Annotated in this window: 23 protein-coding genes; 7 read left to right on the top strand and 16 right to left on the bottom strand. The window is 36.2% G+C overall.

Annotation, left to right across the window (positions count from 1 at the left end; genetic code table 11):
• Positions 1-7: 7 nt before the first annotated feature.
• The 14 genes from ACFSW4_RS15605 to ACFSW4_RS15540 all read right to left on the bottom strand — a co-directional run bounded on the left by ACFSW4_RS15605 (position 8) and on the right by ACFSW4_RS15540 (position 11,654).
• Positions 8-424, bottom strand: coding sequence for a stage V sporulation protein AB (locus ACFSW4_RS15605; protein WP_377330543.1), 417 nt, complete (start codon positions 422-424; stop codon positions 8-10).
• Positions 417-1,037: a stage V sporulation protein AA gene (locus ACFSW4_RS15600; RefSeq protein WP_377330454.1), complete on the bottom strand. Its 621-nt coding sequence runs from the start codon at positions 1,035-1,037 to the stop codon at positions 417-419. Before ACFSW4_RS15600 ends, ACFSW4_RS15605 begins: the two co-directional genes overlap by 8 nt.
• A gap of 123 nt (positions 1,038-1,160) precedes the next feature.
• Positions 1,161-1,916, bottom strand: coding sequence for an RNA polymerase sporulation sigma factor SigF (sigF, locus tag ACFSW4_RS15595; protein ID WP_377330542.1), 756 nt, complete (start codon positions 1,914-1,916; stop codon positions 1,161-1,163).
• Positions 1,917-1,920: 4 nt separating this feature from the next.
• Positions 1,921-2,364: an anti-sigma F factor gene (gene spoIIAB, locus ACFSW4_RS15590; protein ID WP_377330452.1), complete on the bottom strand. Its 444-nt coding sequence runs from the start codon at positions 2,362-2,364 to the stop codon at positions 1,921-1,923.
• Positions 2,361-2,714, bottom strand: a complete 354-nt coding sequence (gene spoIIAA / locus ACFSW4_RS15585) for an anti-sigma F factor antagonist (protein ID WP_377330450.1) — start codon at positions 2,712-2,714, stop codon at positions 2,361-2,363. Before spoIIAA ends, spoIIAB begins: the two co-directional genes overlap by 4 nt.
• Positions 2,715-2,808: 94 nt before the next feature.
• Complete coding sequence (locus ACFSW4_RS15580; RefSeq protein ID WP_054753225.1) at positions 2,809-3,969, bottom strand: D-alanyl-D-alanine carboxypeptidase family protein; 1,161 nt, start codon at positions 3,967-3,969, stop codon at positions 2,809-2,811.
• A gap of 214 nt (positions 3,970-4,183) precedes the next feature.
• Positions 4,184-5,488, bottom strand: a complete 1,305-nt coding sequence (locus ACFSW4_RS15575; RefSeq protein WP_377330448.1) for a pyrimidine-nucleoside phosphorylase — start codon at positions 5,486-5,488, stop codon at positions 4,184-4,186.
• Positions 5,489-5,510: 22 nt separating this feature from the next.
• On the bottom strand, positions 5,511-6,326 hold the full coding sequence (locus tag ACFSW4_RS15570) for a purine-nucleoside phosphorylase (RefSeq protein ID WP_377330446.1): 816 nt from the start codon (positions 6,324-6,326) through the stop codon (positions 5,511-5,513).
• A gap of 13 nt (positions 6,327-6,339) precedes the next feature.
• Positions 6,340-7,521: a phosphopentomutase gene (gene deoB, locus ACFSW4_RS15565; protein ID WP_054753226.1), complete on the bottom strand. Its 1,182-nt coding sequence runs from the start codon at positions 7,519-7,521 to the stop codon at positions 6,340-6,342.
• 65 nt (positions 7,522-7,586) lie between these two features.
• On the bottom strand, positions 7,587-8,474 hold the full coding sequence (gene xerD, locus ACFSW4_RS15560; RefSeq protein ID WP_377330444.1) for a site-specific tyrosine recombinase XerD: 888 nt from the start codon (positions 8,472-8,474) through the stop codon (positions 7,587-7,589).
• 168 nt (positions 8,475-8,642) lie between these two features.
• Positions 8,643-9,098, bottom strand: coding sequence for a ferric iron uptake transcriptional regulator (gene fur, locus ACFSW4_RS15555; protein ID WP_054753228.1), 456 nt, complete (start codon positions 9,096-9,098; stop codon positions 8,643-8,645).
• A 108-nt stretch (positions 9,099-9,206) separates the two neighbouring features.
• Positions 9,207-9,836 carry a stage II sporulation protein M gene (spoIIM, locus tag ACFSW4_RS15550; RefSeq protein WP_377330442.1) on the bottom strand — a complete coding sequence of 210 codons (630 nt, stop codon included), beginning with the start codon at positions 9,834-9,836 and terminating at the stop codon, positions 9,207-9,209.
• 82 nt (positions 9,837-9,918) lie between these two features.
• Entirely contained in the window at positions 9,919-11,100 is a 1,182-nt protein-coding gene (locus ACFSW4_RS15545; protein WP_377330440.1) for an endonuclease Q family protein, read from the bottom strand.
• 5 nt (positions 11,101-11,105) lie between these two features.
• The gene (locus tag ACFSW4_RS15540; RefSeq protein WP_377330439.1) at positions 11,106-11,654 is read right to left on the bottom strand and encodes an NUDIX domain-containing protein; all 549 of its coding nucleotides are present in this window, start codon (positions 11,652-11,654) and stop codon (positions 11,106-11,108) included.
• 100 nt (positions 11,655-11,754) lie between these two features.
• On the opposite strand from ACFSW4_RS15540, the gene ACFSW4_RS15535 reads away from it, so the two are divergent.
• The 3 genes from ACFSW4_RS15535 (at position 11,755) to ACFSW4_RS15525 (ending at position 14,441) form a co-directional block, all read left to right on the top strand.
• Positions 11,755-12,684, top strand: a complete 930-nt coding sequence (locus ACFSW4_RS15535; RefSeq protein WP_377330437.1) for an aldo/keto reductase — start codon at positions 11,755-11,757, stop codon at positions 12,682-12,684.
• A gap of 167 nt (positions 12,685-12,851) precedes the next feature.
• Positions 12,852-14,081: a DNA polymerase IV gene (locus tag ACFSW4_RS15530; protein ID WP_377330435.1), complete on the top strand. Its 1,230-nt coding sequence runs from the start codon at positions 12,852-12,854 to the stop codon at positions 14,079-14,081.
• A gap of 12 nt (positions 14,082-14,093) precedes the next feature.
• Positions 14,094-14,441, top strand: a complete 348-nt coding sequence (locus ACFSW4_RS15525) for a YolD-like family protein (protein ID WP_377330433.1) — start codon at positions 14,094-14,096, stop codon at positions 14,439-14,441.
• Positions 14,442-14,502: 61 nt separating this feature from the next.
• Here the strand turns inward: ACFSW4_RS15525 and ACFSW4_RS15520 are convergent, their stop codons facing one another.
• The gene (locus ACFSW4_RS15520; RefSeq protein WP_054755021.1) at positions 14,503-15,474 is read right to left on the bottom strand and encodes an MBL fold metallo-hydrolase; all 972 of its coding nucleotides are present in this window, start codon (positions 15,472-15,474) and stop codon (positions 14,503-14,505) included.
• A gap of 75 nt (positions 15,475-15,549) precedes the next feature.
• Positions 15,550-17,157, bottom strand: a complete 1,608-nt coding sequence (locus tag ACFSW4_RS15515) for a M20/M25/M40 family metallo-hydrolase (protein WP_377330431.1) — start codon at positions 17,155-17,157, stop codon at positions 15,550-15,552.
• A 140-nt stretch (positions 17,158-17,297) separates the two neighbouring features.
• On the opposite strand from ACFSW4_RS15515, the gene ACFSW4_RS15510 reads away from it, so the two are divergent.
• From ACFSW4_RS15510 to ACFSW4_RS15495, 4 genes are read left to right on the top strand one after another with little or no spacing between them, the layout of a single operon-like run.
• A complete protein-coding gene (locus ACFSW4_RS15510; RefSeq protein WP_377330429.1) occupies positions 17,298-18,011 on the top strand; it encodes a glycerophosphodiester phosphodiesterase in 714 nt (237 codons plus the stop codon).
• Between the two features lie 13 nt (positions 18,012-18,024).
• The gene (namA, locus tag ACFSW4_RS15505; RefSeq protein ID WP_377330427.1) at positions 18,025-19,044 is read left to right on the top strand and encodes an NADPH dehydrogenase NamA; all 1,020 of its coding nucleotides are present in this window, start codon (positions 18,025-18,027) and stop codon (positions 19,042-19,044) included.
• Between the two features lie 17 nt (positions 19,045-19,061).
• Positions 19,062-19,994, top strand: coding sequence for a ribonuclease Z (gene rnz, locus ACFSW4_RS15500; RefSeq protein ID WP_377330425.1), 933 nt, complete (start codon positions 19,062-19,064; stop codon positions 19,992-19,994).
• Positions 19,991-21,361: an aldehyde dehydrogenase gene (locus tag ACFSW4_RS15495; RefSeq protein ID WP_377330423.1), complete on the top strand. Its 1,371-nt coding sequence runs from the start codon at positions 19,991-19,993 to the stop codon at positions 21,359-21,361. Before rnz ends, ACFSW4_RS15495 begins: the two co-directional genes overlap by 4 nt.
• Positions 21,362-21,476: the final 115 nt, after the last annotated feature.

The following is a 21,476-nucleotide window of genomic DNA, read 5'->3' as shown; positions in this document are numbered from 1 at the left end:
TCACCTTTCACCTTACATAAATAATCCACTGAAATAATGATCCAACAATCTTGCCAAATACTATCGCTAACATAAGTAACTCAATTTTTTGATCTAGTCTAATCCGCTTAGCTAAAATAGGGAAAACATTTAACACTTCTGTTAAAGCAGCAGCTAACATTCCGATAAAGACACCATGTAGTAAGCCCCAAAACATCTCAATAATAATAGGAACAGGAATATCAATATGTGTAAAAGAAATAAATATACCAAACAGTGCTCCTAATACGACTGCCCACTCGTAGAACTCTAAATAGGTTTTTGATTTACTTAGTTGAACTAGCCTTGGGATAATACCCAAAACAGATATAAACGCTACAAACCCTGAACCAACTGCTAAACCACCAGCAAGACCTATAAAAACCTCAATGAGATAACTAATCATCATCGCTTTTATTCAACTCATTCTCATTAAAAGAAACATAATGGTGAAGATCTTGGTCATAATTAAACATTTCGACTTCAAGTGGACTAGGTTCTTCATTAAGACGTTTCTTAAAAAAGTGGTTAAAAAATAGGATCATACCAAGACCTAAACCAATTGAGTAAGGGATTTGAAGCCAAAGGACACTTCTGTTCTCTTGATCGGATGAAATCATTTCATGTAATGTCGATTGAACCTCTTCCATACTGACATCAAAGTGAAAATTCATAATAGCCATGGCAGCACCTACAAATAGTAGTAGCCATATAAAAAGAACATACAATGGAAATATTTTAGGTTTTGGCTGATAAATGACTAAAATGGCTTGTGTTGCTCCAACTGACTCAATTTCATATTCTGGATAAAGGGTGTGAACTTTTTCAATAATGGTAAATAAGTCAAACACTTTATAGGTTTGATCATTCTTCGAAACGGTATGCAAGTATAATGTTGACAGTTTTTTCTTAACTTCGTCATCATTGGTACTGATCCATGCCAAATCTTTTAAGTAAATTTGCTGGTCAATATTTACGACTTGTTTAGGCTTTAACCTCAAGTAAATGACCTGCGCCATTAACAATCAGCTCCAGTTTCCAAAATTTCGACTCAGTATGGTTCTATAAATTTATTATGTACATTAGTGTTTTTTACATGTACAAAATTAGAAAAGCCCTTACCAAATTGGTAAGAGCTTCATTCATTGCTTATTTAATAAGTAACCCATTTGTTCTAATATGTTCTTCTCTAAACGAGAAACTTGCACTTGAGATATGTTTAATCGTTTAGCCACTTCAGATTGCGTCTGATCTTTAAAATATCTCAAATAAATAATTAACCTTTCCCGTGAGTCTAGTTGTCTTATTGCCTCCTTAAGTGCAATATGATCAAACCAGCTCGAGTCTTTCTCAGCTATTTGATCCATTAATGTAATTGGGTCTCCCTCATTCTCAAATACTGTCTCATGAATAGAATGTGGATTTTGATTGGCCTCTAGAGCTAAGATAATATCCTCTTTAGGTATATCTAAGGCTACACTTAATTCAACAATTGATGGAGATCGCCCATTTGACTTTGACATCTCATCCATCTTTGCTTTGATCTTATGATTAAGTTCTTTTAGCGACCTACTTACTTTAATTGACCCATCATCTCTAATAAAGCGTTGGATTTCACCAATAATCATTGGAACTGCATACGTCGAAAACTTCACATCGTACGATAGATCAAATTTGTCAATGGATTTTATTAGGCCAATACAGCCAATTTGAAACAAATCATCAGCCTCATAGCCTCGGTTTAAAAAGCGTTGGACAACAGACCACACTAGACGAGTATTTTTCTGAACAAGTTCATCTCTCGCTGATTCGTCACCCGCCTGACTGCGTTCAATCAATTTTCTTACTTCATCTGCGGTTAATTGCTTCTCTTCTTTAGTTTTACCGTTACCATTCATACCATCACCTATGTGAGGCGGCTTCATTTTGATTGAACTTCTTTTTCATTGTGACCGTTGTACCAAAACCCATTTGTGAATCTACCGTAATATTATCCATAAAATTCTCCATAATGGTAAAACCCATACCTGATCGCTCTAGTTCAGGTTTTGACGTAAACATTGGTTGAGTGGCTTCATCTACATTCTCGATACCACGGCCATGATCTATGATACTTAATTCAACTTCACCTTCTCGGATAAAGCATTCAAGTGTCACAATACCTTCTTCATTTTCTTCATAACCATGAATAATCGCATTAGTAACAGCTTCAGAAACTACCGTTTTAATCTCAGTTAGTTCATCAACGGTTGGATCAAGTTGTGCAATAAAAGAAGCAACTGTTACTCTAGCGAAAGATTCATTTTCGCTTTTTGCTGCAAAATCGACTTTCATGTAATTATTCATGATGCCACCCCCAAACGTTCTAGGGCAGCCTCTTCATTATCAGCCGTGCGGACTAATTTAAATAATCCTGATAGTTCAAACAGACGCTTAACAGATTGATTATATGAACAAATGACCATTTCACCATTTAATTGCTTTACTTCTTTATAACGCCCTAGAAACACACCTAATCCAGAAGAGTCCATAAATGCTAATTTTTCTAAGTTCACTACTACATGCTTAATACTTGTATCAGCTAATTGTTCTTTCCACTTCTCCTTTAGTTGTTCAGCTTCATGATGGTCGAGTTCACCAACTAGTCTTACCAGTAAAACATCTTCTCGTTTTTCAAAATGTGAAATAAGACTCAACGCTTTTTCCTCCTTCTTAAAAATAAGCTATTGAGTCTTTCTTTTTAAATTCGTCTAATTCCTGCCACATGACAAAAGAAGTGTTAATTCGACGTTATTTACCTTGGTGAATTGATCTTAGTGCTCGCTTCCATAAAGTCCAAATATTCGCATCTTTAACTTCTTGAGCAACAACTAAAGGATATTCCCCTACTTTTTGTTCACCTTTTAAAACTCGAATTTTTCCTACTTCATCACCTTTTTTAACGGGCCATTTGTTAATAGAACCTTTAATAATTTCAGTTTTATAATCTTGTATAGATTCGCCCTTTTTAAGTAGCAATGAAATATTCGATTTTGGAGTAGCACTAATCTTTTGATTGGAACGTAATGGCTCCCATTCATAGACTGAATCACCTTTTGAGTAAAGACGCTTAAGGTCATAGTGACCAAATGCATAATCTAATAAGTTCGATATATCTCTATTGCGATCTTTTGCCGTATCCGCTCCCATCACTACTGCAATGACTCGCATATCATTCCTTTTAGCCGTAGCCGTTAGACAAAACTTAGCTTCAGAAGTGTATCCTGTTTTAAGTCCGTCAACACCTTGATAAAACTTAACGAGTTTGTTCGTATTCACTAGCCAAAATTCATCTTCAGTTCCTTTACGAAGGTAATCTTCATAAATACTTGTATAATCTGTAATTTTTTCATATTCCAATAAAGCTTTGGCCATGACAGCCATATCATGAGCTGTAGAATAATGATCTTTTTCTGGTAAGCCAGTAGAGTTTTTAAAATTCGTATCTTTTAATCCGAGGTCCTTTGCTTTTTGGTTCATTTTTTCAACAAAAGCCTCTTCAGTAACAGCAATTTTCTCTGCCATGGCTACCGATGCATCATTGGCAGAAGCAACGGCAATTCCCTTTAACAGATCTTTTACTGTCATTTCTTCAAAAGGCTCTAAATAAATTTGCGTTCCTCCCATAGAAGCAGCGTGTTCACTAATTCTGACTTTTTCATCTAAAGAAATCGTGCCGTTATTGAGAGCTTCCATGATGAGAAGCATCGTCATAACCTTCGTCATACTTGCTGGTGGTAGCTTCTTTGATTCATTTTCCTTGAACATAATCTCACCTGTGTCCGCTTCCATTAAGATTGCAGACTTCGATGATTCAATTAAATTGTTTACTTCAGCTGCTTCCTGAGCAAACATACTTGAGCTTGGTACAAATAACGATAATACAATAAGACATGTTATTATTTTTCGCATGATACTCCCTCCATTTCATGTTTCATATTTTTTCCATGGTCTTATTTTTTATTACAAGTTTTTCAAAAATATTGAGGGTTCGTGTGCTGTAAAAGAGGGAGTTATAATTCGAGAAAAAATTACCTTCAATTTGTTTCTATAAAAACAAAAAAAGATGATCCCGAATCAGTTTCGAGATCATCTTTTTCGATTTGTCTTAGCAACTACAATAAAATTATTGACTGATTAACTGGTGAACGAGCTGCGGCGCTTGTACTTCTGACGAATTAATGGAAATATTATTGTATAACTTTTCTTTTATTTCATCTACATCCGTTTGATTAGCATGGATGGTTAAAATAGATTCACCTTTTTCCACGTAATCGCCTACTTTTTTATTTAGTACAATTCCTACTGCTAAGTCAATTTCTGACTCTTTTGTTTGTCTGCCTGCTCCAAGCATCATAGCGGCATGGCCAATTTCATCCGCTACCATGTTCTCTACATAACCTGATTCTTTTGCTTCAAGTTCGAACTTATGTGCCGCTTGTGGTAGAGCATCAGGTTGATCAACTACTGATGCATCACCGCCTTGTGCAGATAAAAATTCTTTTAACTTTTTAATGGCGTTACCATTTTGTATATTTTCTTCTAACATGTTTCTAGCTTCATCAAGCGTTTCAGCTTTACCACCTAAAACGACCATTTGACTGCCAAGAGTTAAGGTTAACTCTGTTAAGTCCTCAGGGCCACGACCATTTAAGGTATCAATAGCTTCCCTAACTTCTAACGCATTACCAATCGCGCGCCCTAAAGGTTGGCTCATATCACTAATGACCGCCATTGTTTGACGTCCGACATTATTTCCAATTGAAACCATAGCTTTAGCTAATTCTTCAGCTTCTTCTTTTGATTTCATGAATGCTCCAGCACCTGTTTTCACATCTAATACGATGGCATCTGCGCCTGAAGCTATTTTTTTACTCATTATTGAGCTTGCAATTAAAGGAATCGAATTAACGGTTGCTGTTACGTCTCTTAGACCGTATAGCTTTTTATCAGCTGGAGTTAGGTTTCCTGTTTGACCAATAACGGCTAACTTGTTTTTATTAACTAAATTAACAAACTCATCACTACTAATCTCAACATGAAATCCTGGTACTGATTCAAGTTTGTCAATCGTGCCACCCGTGTGACCTAATCCGCGTCCGCTCATTTTGGCTACTGGGACATCAACTGACGCTACTAATGGCGCTAAGCAAAGTGTCGTTGTATCGCCAACTCCTCCTGTTGAATGCTTATCAACTTTAATTCCATCAATGTCCGATAAATCAATCGTATCTCCTGAATGAACCATTGCCATAGTCAATGCCGCACGTTCGTCATCATTCATATCCTGAAAATAAATTGCCATAGCTAAAGCACTGGCTTGATAATCAGGTACTGAACCATCAGTATAACCTTCTATAAAAAACTGAATTTCTTCCTCTGTTAAATGTTTACCGTCTCGCTTTTTAGCGATTACATCGTACATTCTCATTTTTATACACTCCTGCTATAAATTACATCTTTCCGATGACTTTTTTCACTAGTTGAATAAAATCTTCACGTACTTTTTCAGTTGTTTCAATGACTTCATCATGTGATAGAGGCTGATCTAATATCCCTGCTGCCATATTTGAGATGCACGAGATGCCAAGCACATCGATACCTGCATGACTCGCAACAATAACTTCTGGAACAGTCGACATTCCAACAGCATCTCCACCTAATGTACGTAACATCTTAACTTCCGCACCTGTTTCATATACTGGTCCAGTATTTCCAACATATACGCCTTCTTGAAGAGTCAAGTTTAAATCTGAAGCGCAATTTTTAGCTACTTCCATTAATTCGCGGTCGTACGCTTGGGACATATCAGGAAATCTTGCGCCTAATTCATCTTCATTCGGACCAATTAATGGATTATCGCCCATCATATTAATATGATCTTTAATTAACATTAAATTCCCTGGATCGAATGATTCATTAATCCCTCCAGCAGCATTTGTTACCACTAGTTTCTCAACACCTAATGCTTTCATGACACGTACCGGGAAAGTCACCTGCTGCATCGAATATCCTTCGTAATAGTGGAATCGACCTTGCATGGCAATGACATTTTTACCTTGTAACTCACCTATGACTAATTGCCCTTTATGCCCTGCTACAGTTGAAGTCGGGAAGTTTGGAATTTCTTTATAAGGTATAATGATTGGATTCTCAATTTCATCCGCTAGTATTCCTAACCCAGAACCAAGAATTAATCCAATATGAGGTTGTTTCCCTTCTAGATGTTGATCAATAAATGCTTTAGACTCATTAATTTGTTCAATCATTATTGCGACTCCTTTACTTAAGATCATTTAGAAAACTTTTGCCATATTCAGGTGCTTTAACGTTGAAATTATCAGCAATAGTTGCACCGACATCAGCAAACGTTTCGCGAAGCGGTAATTGTTTAGCTTCTTTAATTTCTTTGTGGTATGCCAATAAAGGTACATATTCACGAGTGTGGTCTGTACCATGATGAATAGGGTCGTTACCATGGTCAGCTGTAATAATTAGGAGATCATCTTCATTTAATTTCTCTAAAACTTCTGGTAAACGGCGATCAAACTCTTCTAGCGCTTCACCGTATCCTTGAGGGTCACGGCGATGCCCAAACTTAGCATCAAAATCTACCAAGTTCAAGAAGCTTAAACCATTAAAGGATTGTTCTATGCTTTGTAACAATTTATCCATTCCATCATTATTATCATCGGTGCGTAATGCTTCAGTTACACCTTCGCCATCATAAATATCACTGATTTTACCTAAAGCAATGACATCATAATTAGCATCTTGCAGTTCATTCATGACTGTACGTCCGAATGGTTTGAGGGCATAGTCATGACGATTGGATGTACGCTCAAAGTTACCAGGCTCTCCGACAAATGGACGCGCGATGATCCTTCCAATCATGTATGGATCCTCTTTAGTCATTTCACGAACTGTTTCACAAATCTCATATAATTCTTCTAATGGTACAATTTCTTCATGAGCAGCGATTTGTAATACAGGGTCTGCTGAAGTATAAACAATGAGTGCTCCAGTATCCATATGTTCTTTACCAAGTTCTTCTATAATTTTAGTTCCTGAAGCTGGTTTATTACCAATTACTTTACGTCCTGTTTTCTCCTCAATTTTCTGTACTAGATCATCCGGGAATCCCTCAGGGAACGTACGGAATGGCTGATCCATTCTAAGCCCCATAATCTCCCAATGGCCAGTCATCGTATCTTTACCAACTGATGCTTCTTCCATTTTAGTGTAATGCGCCATCGGTTTACTGGCAGGATCAATTCCTTTGATTTCTCTTATATTACTTAAGCCAAGCTTACCAATGTTTGGCATTGTAAGCCCATTCATATGTTCAGCAATATGTCCTAGAGTGTCGGCACCTTCATCGTTAAATTCTTTAGCATCTGGCGCCTCTCCTATTCCAACAGAATCCATTACAATTAAAAATACACGATTAAACGGTTGTTCCATGGTTGATTACCTCCAATTTTGATGTCTCTAACATTTTACCCACAACTAAAAAACTATAACATAGGTCATGCTCTAGGATGGTAATTTTGGTAAATATCCTTCATCCTAGTTTTAGAAACGTGGGTATAGATTTGTGTTGTTGAAATATCAGCATGTCCCAACATTTCTTGTACAGCTCTTAAATCCGCCCCATTCTCAAGTAAGTGGGACGCAAATGAATGACGTAAGGTATGCGGTGTTAGTTCTGCCTTAATTCCTCTTTCTCTAGCAATGATTTTAAGGATCTTCCAAAATCCTTGTCTCGTCATCGGTTTTCCTCGGTGGTTAAGAAAGAGTGCATCGGTGTTGTTCTGCTTAATGAGCTCAGGTCTTGCATGTTCAACGTATTCTTCGATTGAATTTTTTGCATGCTGACCTAAAGGAACAATTCGCTCCTTACCACCCTTACCAATAATACGTACAAAGCCCATTAATAAATGCAAATCATTCACTTTTAATGATAACAATTCTGTTATACGTAATCCTGTAGCGTAAAGCGTCTCAAGCATGGCTTTATTTCTTAAATCAAGAGAATCCGTACCATCAAAGTCTAATAACGCTTCCACTTCTTGATTAGATAATACTTTTGGTAAGGTACGTTCCTTTTTTGGCGTTTGTATATGTAGTGATGCATCATGTTTAACGCCAAACTCCTGTATAATAAATTTATGAAAAGAACGAATCGTTGAAATCATTCTTGCTATGCTTGAGCTTGACTTACCAGCTTCATTTAAGTGCTTTAAAAACTCTCTTATATGATGCCTTTCAATTTGACCAACTTCTTTTAGCCCTTCAACCTTTTCTAGAAATTTAATGTACTGGTTAAGGTCCCTTCTATATGAAGCAATAGAATTATCAGCAAGTCCTTTTTCAATTTGCAGAAAGTGAATGTAATCTTTTATTGCATCTTCCATCCCGATGCCTCCTCTATTTTAAGACTTACATAAAGCCATTTCAAAACAAGCGGCTCTCAAGATTAATATTCTTTAATTTACAAATATACTAACAATTTAATAATCTGGCTTCTCTGTTTAAACAAAAAAACCTTTTTTCTCTATTTGAAAAAAGGTAGTCTATGTAACCTATTTATCATCTTGTTGTTTTGATTGACAGTCTTTACAAATACCATGAAAGGTTAACCGGTGATCTTTAACCTTAAATTCCCACTGTGATTCTATTAATTTTTCAACATCACCTAATAAATCTTCTTCAATTTCTTTAACAGAACCGCATTCTACGCAAACCAAATGATGATGAAAGTGTTCAGCACCTTCTTTTCTTAAGTCGTACCTCGACACTCCGTCACCGAAGTTAATTTTATCGACTACTTTTAGTTCAGACAATAATTCTAGTGTTCTATAAACAGTTGCTAAACCAATTTCAGGTGACTTTTCTTTCACGAGGAGGTAGACATCTTCCGCACTTAAATGATCTTCCTCATGTTCTAGTAATACCCTAACAGTTGCTTCTCTTTGTGGGGTTAATTTATAACTTTGAGAATGTAATTGTTTCTTTATTTTTTCAATGCGGTTTTCCATGAAGAATCCCCCCTCTTACTTTACATAATTAATTATATGGAAGAGGAAGGATAGTGTCAAATTATAATAATTTTAATTTATAATTTGATAACAGTTATTTGTTTATAATTATTTTAAAATGATGTGCATAAATTGTGTGGAGACAAATGCCTCTAAAATGGAACCGCCAAGAATAATTAATAATGCAATTAAATAACTTTTAAAATAAAGCATCGTAGCCTGGCCGATTGTATAATGACTTTTTCCTTTTGAAAACAGCATCTTCATCACATGAATACAAAAAATCATACTACTAGCTACAATTAATAGATATGCTGGAACAATTAATAAATTTTGAGGCGCAACTGATGTTATAGATAATAGAAACCCTTTCCAAGATAATTGATTGACTAGGAATCCTACTGTAAACCCAATAACAATCCCTTTTAAGAATAATAAAAACCAAACAATAGGTAACCCAATAAATGATAACCCGAACAAGAATAAAAACGTCACATACTTTCCGTGCGTCCAAAATGCACTAAATAGTTCTCCAATCGTTAATAATCTAGATGACTCTGTAATGGACTGAAAATATTGCTCAACAAAAAACAATAAATCTTGTTTTTGCAAAAAGCTTAAACTACCGACCATGCTAGCTCCAAAGATCACTCCGATTACAAATAGGACAAATAGAAAGATGTATAAACTCATATAAGGTTCTAATGTATAGGACGACCCCTTTAACCAACGTTTCATTATGGTTCCTCCATTCGTTTCTAGCTCTAGTAAAATCCTATGAAAGTAGAAACAAATATAGAACCAAGTAGATTATTTGAATTTATTTTTTGTTCTTCTGCACGATAACGCTGCCATAAGTCCCGCCACCACCTGGATTAATATGAAGCTCTCCTCGTCTTAACTGCAGGATTCGTTCTGCTAATTGCTTTTGGCTATGCGACTTGATTTCTTCATATGTTGCTTTGTGAATGATATACATATCATGGTGTAAAACATCCCTTAATTTCTCTAGTGTTTTAGGTCCAAGTCCTGGAATATATTCTAAAGGAACTTGGTGAACATAAGGAGGTCTTTTTCGGTTACTAGCACCTTGAGTTGCACTGATTTCTTTGATTCGTTCACTTACCCCCTTAATGACCTTTTTCGATCCGCAATTCGGACAGATCTTAGTATACTCAATTCGTTGATGACACCCTCGGCAAATCGTTGTATAGTACTTACCTAGGAGCGGGTTCATACCATAGTTTGCGATAACCTCTCTTCCTTTAAATTCATTTAATGCGAGTTTTAATTCATGAAAGGTTGGTGCTTCTAAACGCAATTTTTGATATTCACGACCGATTTTTTCTAATGAATGAGCATCTGAGTTAGTTAGAAATGTATAGGGTTGTAATTCATGGATTGTATCTGCCATCGACGTATCAGAGCTTAACCCAAGTTCCACTCCATCAATTAAATCAGGATTAAATACTTCCAAAAGACTCGTCTTAACCCCTTTGCCGTATAAACTTTTAAATGGAGTAAAAACATGTGCTGGAATAAATAGTCCCTCAAATGCTTTCACTTGTTTTTGAAGTTCTTGAGCTTGTATATACATACGCTGTGAACTTAATGTAGGGTTTTTAACAAATTGTTGATACCAGTTTGAGAAGCGCTTCATTTTTTCGAGCGTTGGTAAAAAACATAATACATGAATAGGGCCTGCACAATTCTCGTCATACAGTTCAATTTCTGACCCTAATAACATTGTGACAGCTCCGTTTGAAATACCACCACCGTCCAGCTCATAACAATCATTTTTTAGTAAATCTTCAACTTCTTCAATTACTTCAGGTACATGAGCATCAATAACACCAACAAGATCTAACCCTTTCTTCTCCCGAACATACTCAAATATATTTGAAATGGTTAAATTATTAGATGCAGATATTTTAACAGGATTATTATGAATCGTTCTTCCAACATGTACATGCAGGTCGGCGTAATAACTATTTAAACTCATTTATTTCATCCTTTATTTTGTAGCATAAGATAGTGAACGGCATGAATTGTTTTTGCATCATGAATTCGTTGTTCTTCAATTAGTTTTACCGCTTCATCTAAAGTTACTTCAATTAATTCAACAAACTCATCATCATCGCCCTGCAATTGATCTTCAACCACTTTAAGTCCACTTGCTTTGTAAACATAAATAATCTCATTCGCAAAACCTGGTGACGTATAATAAGAAACAATAAAATCTAATTGTTCTGCTCGGTAACCCGTTTCTTCCTCAAGCTCTCTTTTAGCAGTCATGTCAGGCTTTTCACCAGCTTCTAGTTTTCCTGCAGGAATTTCAATAATACTTTTCTCTAACGCTTTTCGATATTGTTCAACCATCACCAGTTTACCTTCATCAGTTAAGGCAATAATTGCAACTGCTCCTGGATGATCAATTAATTCCCTCTTCGACGTTTTACCATCAGGCAGCTTAACTTCATCTATTTTTACATCAATAATTTTCCCCTTATAAATGGATTCACTCGATAATGTCTTTTCTTCAAATTTCTTTACCATAACAATCCCCTTTCTGCCATTTATTTTAGCATAAACCATTTTATAAGTTGTTTTTAATAGGATCTTGTTTTTAAAATAGAAAAAGAAGGAGTGATTCAAAATGGTTAAAAAGCGTCAGTTAGGAAACACAGATTTATATGTCTCTGAGATTGCTTTAGGATGTATGAATTTAGGTACGAATGTTACCCAAGCTTCCCACGTCATCCACACAGCTCTCGATCAAGGAATTAATTATTTAGATACGGCTGATTTATATGACTTCGGACAAAACGAAAAAATTGTTGGACAAGCGATCAAAGGTAAACGTGACCAATTGATTATCGCGACTAAAGGTGGTAATCATTTTGAACCAGGTAAGGATGGTTGGTACTGGGACCCTTCGAAAGCTTATTTAAAAGAAGCTATTAAAAACAGCCTACTTCGTCTTGGTTTAGATGATCTTGACCTTTATCAGCTTCACGGAGGAACAATTGAAGATCCAACTGATGAAGTGATTGAAGCATTTGAAGAACTCAAGCAAGAAGGGTTAATTCGTTATTATGGTATCTCCTCCATCCGTCCAAATGTTATTAACCGATTTGTTGAACGGTCTGATATGGTAAGTGTGATGATGCAATATAGCTTATTAGACCGCCGCCCCGAAGAAGAATTACTAGACCATCTCAATGACCATAATATTGGTGTTGTAGTTCGCGGTGCACTTGGTAAAGGAATGCTCACCAATAAAGGACAGAGTCAGTGGCAGAAAAAAGGTCAAGATGGATTCCTTGATTATGATGCAGATCAGTTAAAATCTGTTGTGACATCATTACAAGATCTTGCCAATGAGGCGCATCTATCACCTCAATCTTTAGCCATTGGTTATGTTCTTAATCACCCAGCTGTTAGCAGCTTAGCACTCGGTGCAAGTAGGCCTGAGCAAGTATTAGATAATGTTCGTGCTTATGAGGCAGCACAGCTTTCAGAAGATCTGATTAAAAAGTTAAAACAAATCACTAAAGCCAATGTTTATAAGCAGCATCGTCAATAATGTTAGTTAGAAACGTTTAGCTCTAAAGTCCTCAGGCAATAGACTTTAGGGCTTTTTTATGTCGTTTTATGAGTCTTTTGTCATGAATTTCTATTGATAAAAGAACATGCGTTCGCATATAATATAAACACGAACAAAAGTTCTGTTTATTTAAAAAGAGGGATACTATGGAAAAAATCATTTTTTTAGTGGATATGCAGTCATTTTATGCATCAATCGAAAAGTCAGCTGATCCTAAGTTGCAACACCAACCAGTTGTGGTAGCCGGCGATCCTGAGAGGCGTAGCGGTATCATTTTAGCTGCTTGCCCAATTGCTAAACAATATGGAGTGGAGACAGCTGAAGCCCTTTGGCAGTCTCAGGAAAAATGTCCTGACTTAGTTGTGGTTAGACCACGAATGAAATTATATATAGATTTGTCTTACCAAATCACTCAAATTTTAGAAAGGTTTACGGATCAGGTTGAAGTTTTCTCAGTTGATGAACAGTTTATGGATTTAACTGGCACAGAACGATTATTCGGTGACCGATATTCAGTCGCCAAACAAATTCAACATGAAATACAAGAAGAACTTGGCGTATATGCGCGTGTTGGTATGGGGCCTAATAAAGTTCTAGCTAAAATTGCTTGTGATGCATTCGCTAAGAAGAATAAAGACGGTATATTTCATCTTACGCATGACAATATGAAAGAAACGATGTGGAAACTGCCCGTTGGAAAAATGTTTGGAGTTGGAAGTCGCATGAACCATCACTTTCAGCGAATGGGTATACAAACCATTGGTGACCTCGCCAATTATCCCCTACACCACTTAAAAAAACGCTGGGGAATTAATGGCGAGGTACTATCTAATATCGCTAATGGGATTGACTATTCTCCAGTTACAACCAAAACTCATAACAGTCAAAAAGCAGTTGGACACCACATGACCTTGCCAAGAGACTATGAAGCGCTAGAAGATGTCAAAATTGTTCTTCTTGAACTATGCGAGGAAGTCGCCAAACGTGCAAGAGCTAAAAACTACCGAGGCCATACATTGTCGTTAGGTATACGCGGGGCAAATTTCGATGTTCCGACTGGATTTCATAGGCAAATCAAACTCACCTCCCCTACTAATTATGGGATGGATTTATTTCATGCTGCTTTAAAGTTATTGCATAAACATTGGGATGGTTTACCTGTTCGAAGTGTTGGCGTAACGTTATCACAACTGCAGTCCGCTGACGTGTATCAGTTAAACCTTTTTAATCCATCCGTCGAAAAAGACCAGCTCAGTAAAGCAATGGACGACATTCGAATGAAATTTGGCCAAACAGCAATTGTTCGAGCGTCTTCTTTAAAAGACGCTGGTCAAGTATTTGACCGAGCTCAAAAAATTGGAGGACATTATAAGTAAGGAGAGAATGTAATGAATCCAAATAAATTAACTCATGGGCATAATTTACTTTGGGAATCGAGCAGAATGATGCTACCAGAACATAAAGAACTGCTGCAACAGCATCAGCAACAATTAATTAAAAAAACAAAACCTCTTTTAGATGAACAGGAGATTGAACAACTAGAAGGCAGTATTCTAATGGCCATTAGCTCTCAGTCACTTGTTCAGATAACATTGTTTCACCCTTACGAGACGGTGACCGCTACAGGGATCATACAAAAAATTGACCCATACACAAAACAGCTTAAGTTCTTTACATCCAAAGGAAAGGTTAAATGGTATCCATTAGATGAAATCATTAGTTTAGATCATCTCTAAAAGCAAAAAGAGCACCAGAATGATATAATCCAGTGCTCTAGCTCAACTTTTAAACTAATAATTATTTACTTGTTATTGGGTGCGCAGCTGTATATCGAACAACTTCTCCATCCGAAAGTTGTTCAAGTTCACCAATAGAACATAAATAGTCTAACTGTCCAACCGTTTCTGACATTGTTAAGCCGAACTGTGATTGATAATGCTTCGGAAATAAGTACTGACATATTTCATAAGGTGTTGAAGGCGACTCGCTAATGTAATCTAAAACTTTAAAAGCACGCTTTTCCTGTTTAGCGATTCGGTCGACAATCAATGGTTGATGATTAGAGAAAACTTTACCGTGCCCAGGATAAATCGTTGAAAAGGAATAGTCCAATACTCTTTTCATAGACTCACGATAGCGTAGTAATGGTTTTGGGCGCTCTTCTCCAATGTTAACAGGAGGCTCAAGCAGCGGATTTGATGAAATATGTTTTAATAAAAAATCACCTGCTAATAAGACATTCGTATCTTGATTATAAAAAGAAAGGTGACTTTCTGCATGTCCAGGAGTTTCAAGTGTTAGGAAACCTTCTAAACCTGGAATCTGATCGCCTTCATTTAAATATCGTGTCAAAGCACTCGGTGTTGAAAAAGCAAGTGTGTAGTCTAGAGCTCTTTCAATATCCTGAAATTGATCTGGTACACCCCACTTCGTATAAAGATCATTAAAGAACTGAATATAATGATCAAGATACATTTCATCACGTGTCAACCATTTATGAACCAATGAATGCCCATAAATGTTTTGGACATGATTAAGACGTCCAACTAAGCCAATGTGGTCAGGATGATGATGAGTCAGAACAACCTGATCGATGTCTTTAGGTGTAAGTCCAATGTTCTTAAGCTGTTCGTTAAACGCTTGCCATGCTTCTTCAGTATGCACACCTGCATCAATTAAAGTTATAATATCATTCTTTACAATATATACATGAACGTCTCCTACCGCATAGGGTGTCGGAAGTGTTAGTTGATATATATTTTGTGTCATTTAAACTGCCCCCAATAAAACTGAATAGGTATTCAGTTTTATTATACTACAAAAATAGTTTTTTAACATGGACGATTAAGCTTTTTTAAACGAAAATTTAATCGCATCTGCTAAAACATTAGGCAGTTGTTCAAGAGAATAATCGATATTTAAACGTTCAGTCCATTGATGAGGATCTTTTCCCACGGGACCAATATTAATAGATGGGACGTCAATATCTTCTTCTAAATATTTAAGCAACCCCTCTTTTTCATTTAAAGGCATCTGTCTATATAATTCTTTTAAATTACTCTCTTTATTAGAATCATAGCCGATGTAGCTCAAATCTGAAATTCCATTAAAGTAATTAAGCGTTTTCACTTCATAGCTATATTGGTCTTTTAAAACCTGAGAAACTCGATTTGCTACTTTAGATACAAGTAAATTGTGTTCACTTGAAACTGCCGGATAATAAGGCGGACTATAGAACAAAATCATCATTGGAGCTAAATCTTTACACAAGAAAGCTAAGTCTTGAACTAAGAGAGTATTAAAATCGCGATCTCCATGAACCCTAGATTTAAGCAGCTCTTCCCTTCTTTTGTTTACTAATTCTTTTCCATGCCTTTTGACGGCTTCCTCATAAAGAGTATGGTAATCTAATAATTTTATATCGAAATTCACTTGATATCCATTGGCTTCAGCTTGTTGTTTAACATGGGTCTCTACTTGAACTTTTGTTCGTTTCATGACGTCCATTAATTGTTTTGTTAATGTTGGTATAGCTTGTCTCATTAACAATACATTGTACATAGAAACAGCTGTCAAAGGGGTTTGAACTGAGTAGTGTTCTTTTAAGTCACGATTCATTAAGCTAATAGGCGGAGGTGTTACCTCTTCCCCTACCCTCTCAGATAAGCTATGATTTAATTCTAAATTTATATTAAGATAACTGAGCATCAAATTAGCATTTAACCCATTAAAAGGTTCACCAACATGCGATTCCTTACCATAACAAAAAAAGCCTGGTAAAGCTTTTCCTAATGATCCTGTATATAAATATTTCTGCTGATCTTGAAGAAACTGGCGGAACATCGGTTCACTATTGATACACAATATGTATTCTAAGTCTTCTGTTTGCTTTAACCAATTTAACGTTTCTCTTGCTTTAAGCATTCCGGCTGAGTTTACTTCTTCATCTGGGACCAATAATAATAAAATGTTGCCGTCCCATTGTTCGTTAATGGCACGCTCAAGCATAGATAAATGTAAAGTTGAACCAGCTTTCATATCCATAATTCCTCGGCCAAACAACCACTCCTCTGAGCTTTGAAGATCAATTTTAGCATCATTAGGCAATTCCTCATGGTAAGTACGAAAATGCTGGGTTAATTCATCTGGATTAAAAGCTAGATCCTTAAATGAACCATAATCGTCAATTCCAACTACATCAATATGACTTAATAATATAATGGTTTTCTTTGTGGGCTTTTGAGCTTTTACCAAAGCCGTAAGTAACTTACGTCCATCATCTAATAAGTCCGTTTGAACCAATTCAGGATTTTCTTTAAAGTAATTTAGTGCTTTTAATTCCTGTTCAACATACTCGATTAAATGAACTTCACCTTTATGTCCAGTAATACTATCGAACCCAACTAAGTTAATTAATAGAGATCTCAACTCTTCTCGAGTTTGCCATTTCACCTTAACAATCCCCCTTATAAAATAAGTTTGACTTTTCAATCTTTATACACCACAATCATAACAGAAATAAACAGGAATTATTGAATATTAATCGTATTAATAATAAATAACAGAGTCATAAATTGAGGTGGCTAAACATTATGAAAATTTTTGCACACCGTGGTGCAAGCCGATATGCACCAGAAAACACATTACCTGCCTTTCAACTTGCGCACGAATTAGGAGCGGATGGAATTGAGCTAGATATTCAATTAACAAAGGATTTAGTTCCAGTCATCATACATGATGAGAATATAAGAAGAACGACAAATGGTACAGGATTTGTTCAAAATTATACATTAGAAGAGCTGCAAGAGTTTGACGCAGGTTATTGGTTCTCTAAGCGTTATATACATACCCCCATTTTGTCTTTGAAAGAATTTTTACAATGGGTTGAGGATAAGGATATGCTTCTTAATATTGAATTAAAAACTAATGTGATTGAGTACCCTACCATCGAACGGCGAGTTGTAGAATTACTTGAAGAGCACGACATGGTTCATCGTACGGTTATTTCTAGTTTTAATCCGTATACGATTCAGCGTTTACGAGATATTAGTGACGTCATAGAGTTAGCATGGTTAACCAAAAGCCAAGTAAAAGATATCGGAGATTTTTTAAATGACCTTGGAGCTAATGCCATTCACATTAAATCAAGACTATTATCATCTAAAATGGTTAAACATTTACTAGAGCAGCAAATACCGTTTCGAGTATATACAGTAAATCGCGTGAGCTTATCACGTAAATGTGTCACAATGGGAGCAGACGGAGTATTTACAGATATACCAGACATAATTAAACACAATTTATAAGGTAGGGATTTATATGAATACTAAACTATTTGAACCGATCACTTTTAGAAACGTCACCTTAAAGAACAGAATTGTGATGTCTCCAATGTGCATGTATTCCTGTTACAATCAAGACGGTTTAGTGACCCCTTTTCATATTACCCATTATGAAAGCCGCGCTGCAGGTCAAGCCGGCTTAATTATATTAGAAGCTTCGGCAGTTCAGCCTGAAGGACGTATTTCTGCAGAAGATTTAGGAATTTGGTCCGATGAACATATCGAAGGTTTAAAACAAGTTAATCAACGCATTCACGCCCACGGAGCCAAAAGTGGAATCCAACTCGCTCATGCAGGCCGCAAAGCTGACTTAGAAGGAGAGATTTTTGCACCTAGTGCAATCCCTTTTAATGAAGATTTTAAAACGCCAAATGAAATGACATTAGATCAAATCGAAAACACTATTAAAGCCTTTAAAGATGCCGCTAGAAGAGCTAAACAAGCTCAATTTGATTTAGTTGAAATTCATGCTGCTCATGGTTATTTGATCAATCAATTTTTATCACCTTTAACTAATAAACGAACAGATGAATTTGGCGGTTCAATTGAGAACCGATACCGTTTACTTCAGCAGGTGATTGATGCGGTACAATCAGAGTTTGACGGACCAATCTTTGTCAGAATATCAGCTTCTGAGTATCATGAAGACGGAAACCAAATGGATGAATTTTTACATATTTCTTCACAAATGAAAAAGCAGCATGTAGATTTAATCGATTGTAGTTCTGGCGGTGTTGTACCTGCTCGTATTCGGACTTACCCAGGTTATCAAGTAAGGTTTGCTGAAAAGATTAAACAGCAAGCAAAAATTCCAACTGGCGCAGTAGGTAAAATTACAAGTGGAATTCAGGCTGAAGAAATTCTCCAAAATGACCGCGCAGACTTAATTTTTGTAGCTCGGGTATTCTTGAGAAACCCATACTGGCCGAAACAAGTGGCAGATGAGTTAGGAATAGAACTCAGTGGTCCTGTTCAATACAATAGAGGTTGGCGTTAGACTGGAGGATCAATAATATGCAGTTAACATTTTTAGGAACTGGTTCAGGGGTGCCATCTAAAAGACGCAACGTATCGTCTTTAGCTCTATCCATGCTACAAGAACGAGATGAAATTTGGTTATTTGATTGTGGTGAGGCAACCCAGCACCAGATATTGAATTCTACAATAAAACCAAGAAAAATATCAAAAATATTCATAACTCATATGCACGGGGATCATATATACGGATTACCAGGGCTATTAAGTAGCCGATCTTTCCAGGAGGGTACAAGTCCTGTAGAAATATATGGACCTCCTAGATTAAAAGAGTTTATTGAACTCAGTTTGAAAGTAAGTGAAACAAGATTAAAATATGACCTTATATTTCGATCTATTAACGAAAATATCCTATTTGAAGATCAGCATATACAAGTATCATCGATTCGTTTAAAGCACGGGGTCCCTTCTTTTGGTTTTCTTATCCAAGAAAAGGATTCAGTTGGCCCACTAATTCCAGAAAAACTAAAAGAAAGAGGAATTAAACCAGGTCCTATTTATCAAGAGATAAAAAACAACCGCGAAGTTAGTTTGCCAGATGGAACGAATATAAAACGAGATGAGGTTACAGGTGACCCCATTCCTGGCCGTAAGGTTTCTATACTAGGCGATACTCACGCTTTAGATGATATAGTTGATTATATCTATGATTCTGATGTGCTTATACATGAAGCAACTTTTATTAAAGAAGATCATGAATTAGCTCACCAATATTTTCATTCAACAAGTGAACAAGCTGCTAATTTAGCAAAAGCTGCCAATGTAAAAGAACTCATTTTAAACCATGTTTCATCAAGATATGTATGGGAAGACTTACAAAAGGAGCTTAAAGACATTAAAGAGGTTTTTCCAAACACTCATTACGCTGAAGACTTCTCAACTTACGTTATTAAAAGGAGGGATGAATCATGAGTCAATTTGAAAATCTAGTGCAAAGTCAGAAGGAAATGTTCCGCGCAGGGAAAACAATGACTTACACCTATCGCATTCATCAGCTTCAAAAACTACAAGAAATGTTAAACCGATATGAACCTAGAATATATGAGTCCTTGCACAAAGATTTAAATAAGTCAACGTACGAGGTCTTAACAACTGAATTTGGATTTTTGCAACAAGAAATTAACTATACAATCAAATATTTAAGAGAATGGATGCAGCCAAAGAAAGTTAAAACACCAGCGTCTCATAAAGGTGCTAAAAGTCTAATATACAAACAACCTTATGGGGTTACATTAATTATTAGTCCGTGGAATTATCCTTTACATTTAGCTATAGCACCACTCATTGGAGCGATTGCCGCTGGTAATACAGCAATTATCAAACCTTCAGAATTAACACCTTATACGAGTGATTTAATTGAAGAAATGATCAAAGAAACTTTTGAGGAAAAATATATCACTGTCGTACAAGGTGGCCCCGAAATTAGTCAGGAATTATTAGATCAATCATTGGATTATATTTTCTTTACAGGTAGTGTGCCTGTTGGAAAAATTGTCATGGAAAAAGCCAGCAAACAATTGATTCCAATCACTCTTGAACTTGGAGGCAAAAGCCCTTGTATTGTTGACCGGGATGCTAAGGTTGAATATGCAGCTAGACGGATTGTGTGGGGTAAATTCGTAAACGCTGGACAAACTTGTGTTGCTCCTGATTATCTGCTCGTGCATGAGTCTATAAAAGAGAAGCTTTTAAATCAAATTAAAACTGAGATTGAGAAAATGTACGGATCTAACCCACTACAAAGCGGTGAGTATACAAAAATTGTTAATGATACACACTTTGATCGTTTATCTCAATATTTAAATGAAGGTCATATAAGTGTTGGCGGAGAAACAGATCGAACAAATCGTTTGATTAATCCGACCTTAATTGAGCAATTGGACTGGGATTCTAAGATCATGCAGGATGAGATCTTTGGACCACTTCTCCCTGTTATGACGTTTAATGAACTCGAAGAAGTTTATGACCATGTGGAACAGTCTAGAAATCCTCTAGCCTTATATTATTTTTCAGAAAATGAGAAAAACCAAGAATGGATCGTCAGAAATATATCATTTGGTGGTGGATGTATTAATGACACCATGATGCATTTAGGAAATAATCAATTGCCATTCGGTGGAATTGGCACAAGCGGAATTGGAAAGTATCACGGTAAATACAGTTTTGAAACGTTTACTCATGAAAAGAGTGTATTAAAACAGACAACGGCATTCGACTTAGCTTTTCGTTATCCTAACTCAAAAATGGGAAGAAAAATCTTGAAGAAATTGTTAAAATGATTTATATACTAGTAAATATCCGCCCGTAGAACGGGCGGTTTTAGTTTCGCCCTATAAGGGCACATTACCAACATGCCCCTAAAGAGGCTTTTTTAATGACCGTCAACCGTTTAAT

Source organism: Piscibacillus salipiscarius (assembly GCF_042685285.1).
Taxonomy (GTDB): domain Bacteria; phylum Bacillota; class Bacilli; order Bacillales; family Alkalibacillaceae; genus Piscibacillus; species Piscibacillus salipiscarius.
The sequence above is the reverse complement of the archived record's forward strand: the minus strand, read 5'-3'. Positions and strand labels throughout refer to the sequence as shown.

Coding starts and splice junctions, on each gene's coding strand:
- ACFSW4_RS15605 (WP_377330543.1), bottom strand. CDS start 424: ATGATTAGTTATCTCATTGAGGTTTTTATAGGTCTTGCTGGTGGTTTA.
- ACFSW4_RS15600 (WP_377330454.1), bottom strand. CDS start 1,037: ATGGCGCAGGTCATTTACTTGAGGTTAAAGCCTAAACAAGTCGTAAAT.
- sigF (WP_377330542.1), bottom strand. CDS start 1,916: ATGAATGGTAACGGTAAAACTAAAGAAGAGAAGCAATTAACCGCAGAT.
- spoIIAB (WP_377330452.1), bottom strand. CDS start 2,364: ATGAATAATTACATGAAAGTCGATTTTGCAGCAAAAAGCGAAAATGAA.
- ACFSW4_RS15580 (WP_054753225.1), bottom strand. CDS start 3,969: ATGCGAAAAATAATAACATGTCTTATTGTATTATCGTTATTTGTACCA.
- ACFSW4_RS15575 (WP_377330448.1), bottom strand. CDS start 5,488: ATGAGAATGTACGATGTAATCGCTAAAAAGCGAGACGGTAAACATTTA.
- ACFSW4_RS15570 (WP_377330446.1), bottom strand. CDS start 6,326: ATGATTGAACAAATTAATGAGTCTAAAGCATTTATTGATCAACATCTA.
- deoB (WP_054753226.1), bottom strand. CDS start 7,521: ATGGAACAACCGTTTAATCGTGTATTTTTAATTGTAATGGATTCTGTT.
- xerD (WP_377330444.1), bottom strand. CDS start 8,474: ATGGAAGATGCAATAAAAGATTACATTCACTTTCTGCAAATTGAAAAA.
- fur (WP_054753228.1), bottom strand. CDS start 9,098: ATGGAAAACCGCATTGAAAAAATAAAGAAACAATTACATTCTCAAAGT.
- spoIIM (WP_377330442.1), bottom strand. CDS start 9,836: ATGAAACGTTGGTTAAAGGGGTCGTCCTATACATTAGAACCTTATATG.
- ACFSW4_RS15545 (WP_377330440.1), bottom strand. CDS start 11,100: ATGAGTTTAAATAGTTATTACGCCGACCTGCATGTACATGTTGGAAGA.
- ACFSW4_RS15540 (WP_377330439.1), bottom strand. CDS start 11,654: ATGGTAAAGAAATTTGAAGAAAAGACATTATCGAGTGAATCCATTTAT.
- ACFSW4_RS15535 (WP_377330437.1), top strand. CDS start 11,755: ATGGTTAAAAAGCGTCAGTTAGGAAACACAGATTTATATGTCTCTGAG.
- ACFSW4_RS15530 (WP_377330435.1), top strand. CDS start 12,852: ATGGAAAAAATCATTTTTTTAGTGGATATGCAGTCATTTTATGCATCA.
- ACFSW4_RS15525 (WP_377330433.1), top strand. CDS start 14,094: ATGAATCCAAATAAATTAACTCATGGGCATAATTTACTTTGGGAATCG.
- ACFSW4_RS15520 (WP_054755021.1), bottom strand. CDS start 15,474: ATGACACAAAATATATATCAACTAACACTTCCGACACCCTATGCGGTA.
- ACFSW4_RS15510 (WP_377330429.1), top strand. CDS start 17,298: ATGAAAATTTTTGCACACCGTGGTGCAAGCCGATATGCACCAGAAAAC.
- namA (WP_377330427.1), top strand. CDS start 18,025: ATGAATACTAAACTATTTGAACCGATCACTTTTAGAAACGTCACCTTA.
- rnz (WP_377330425.1), top strand. CDS start 19,062: ATGCAGTTAACATTTTTAGGAACTGGTTCAGGGGTGCCATCTAAAAGA.
- ACFSW4_RS15495 (WP_377330423.1), top strand. CDS start 19,991: ATGAGTCAATTTGAAAATCTAGTGCAAAGTCAGAAGGAAATGTTCCGC.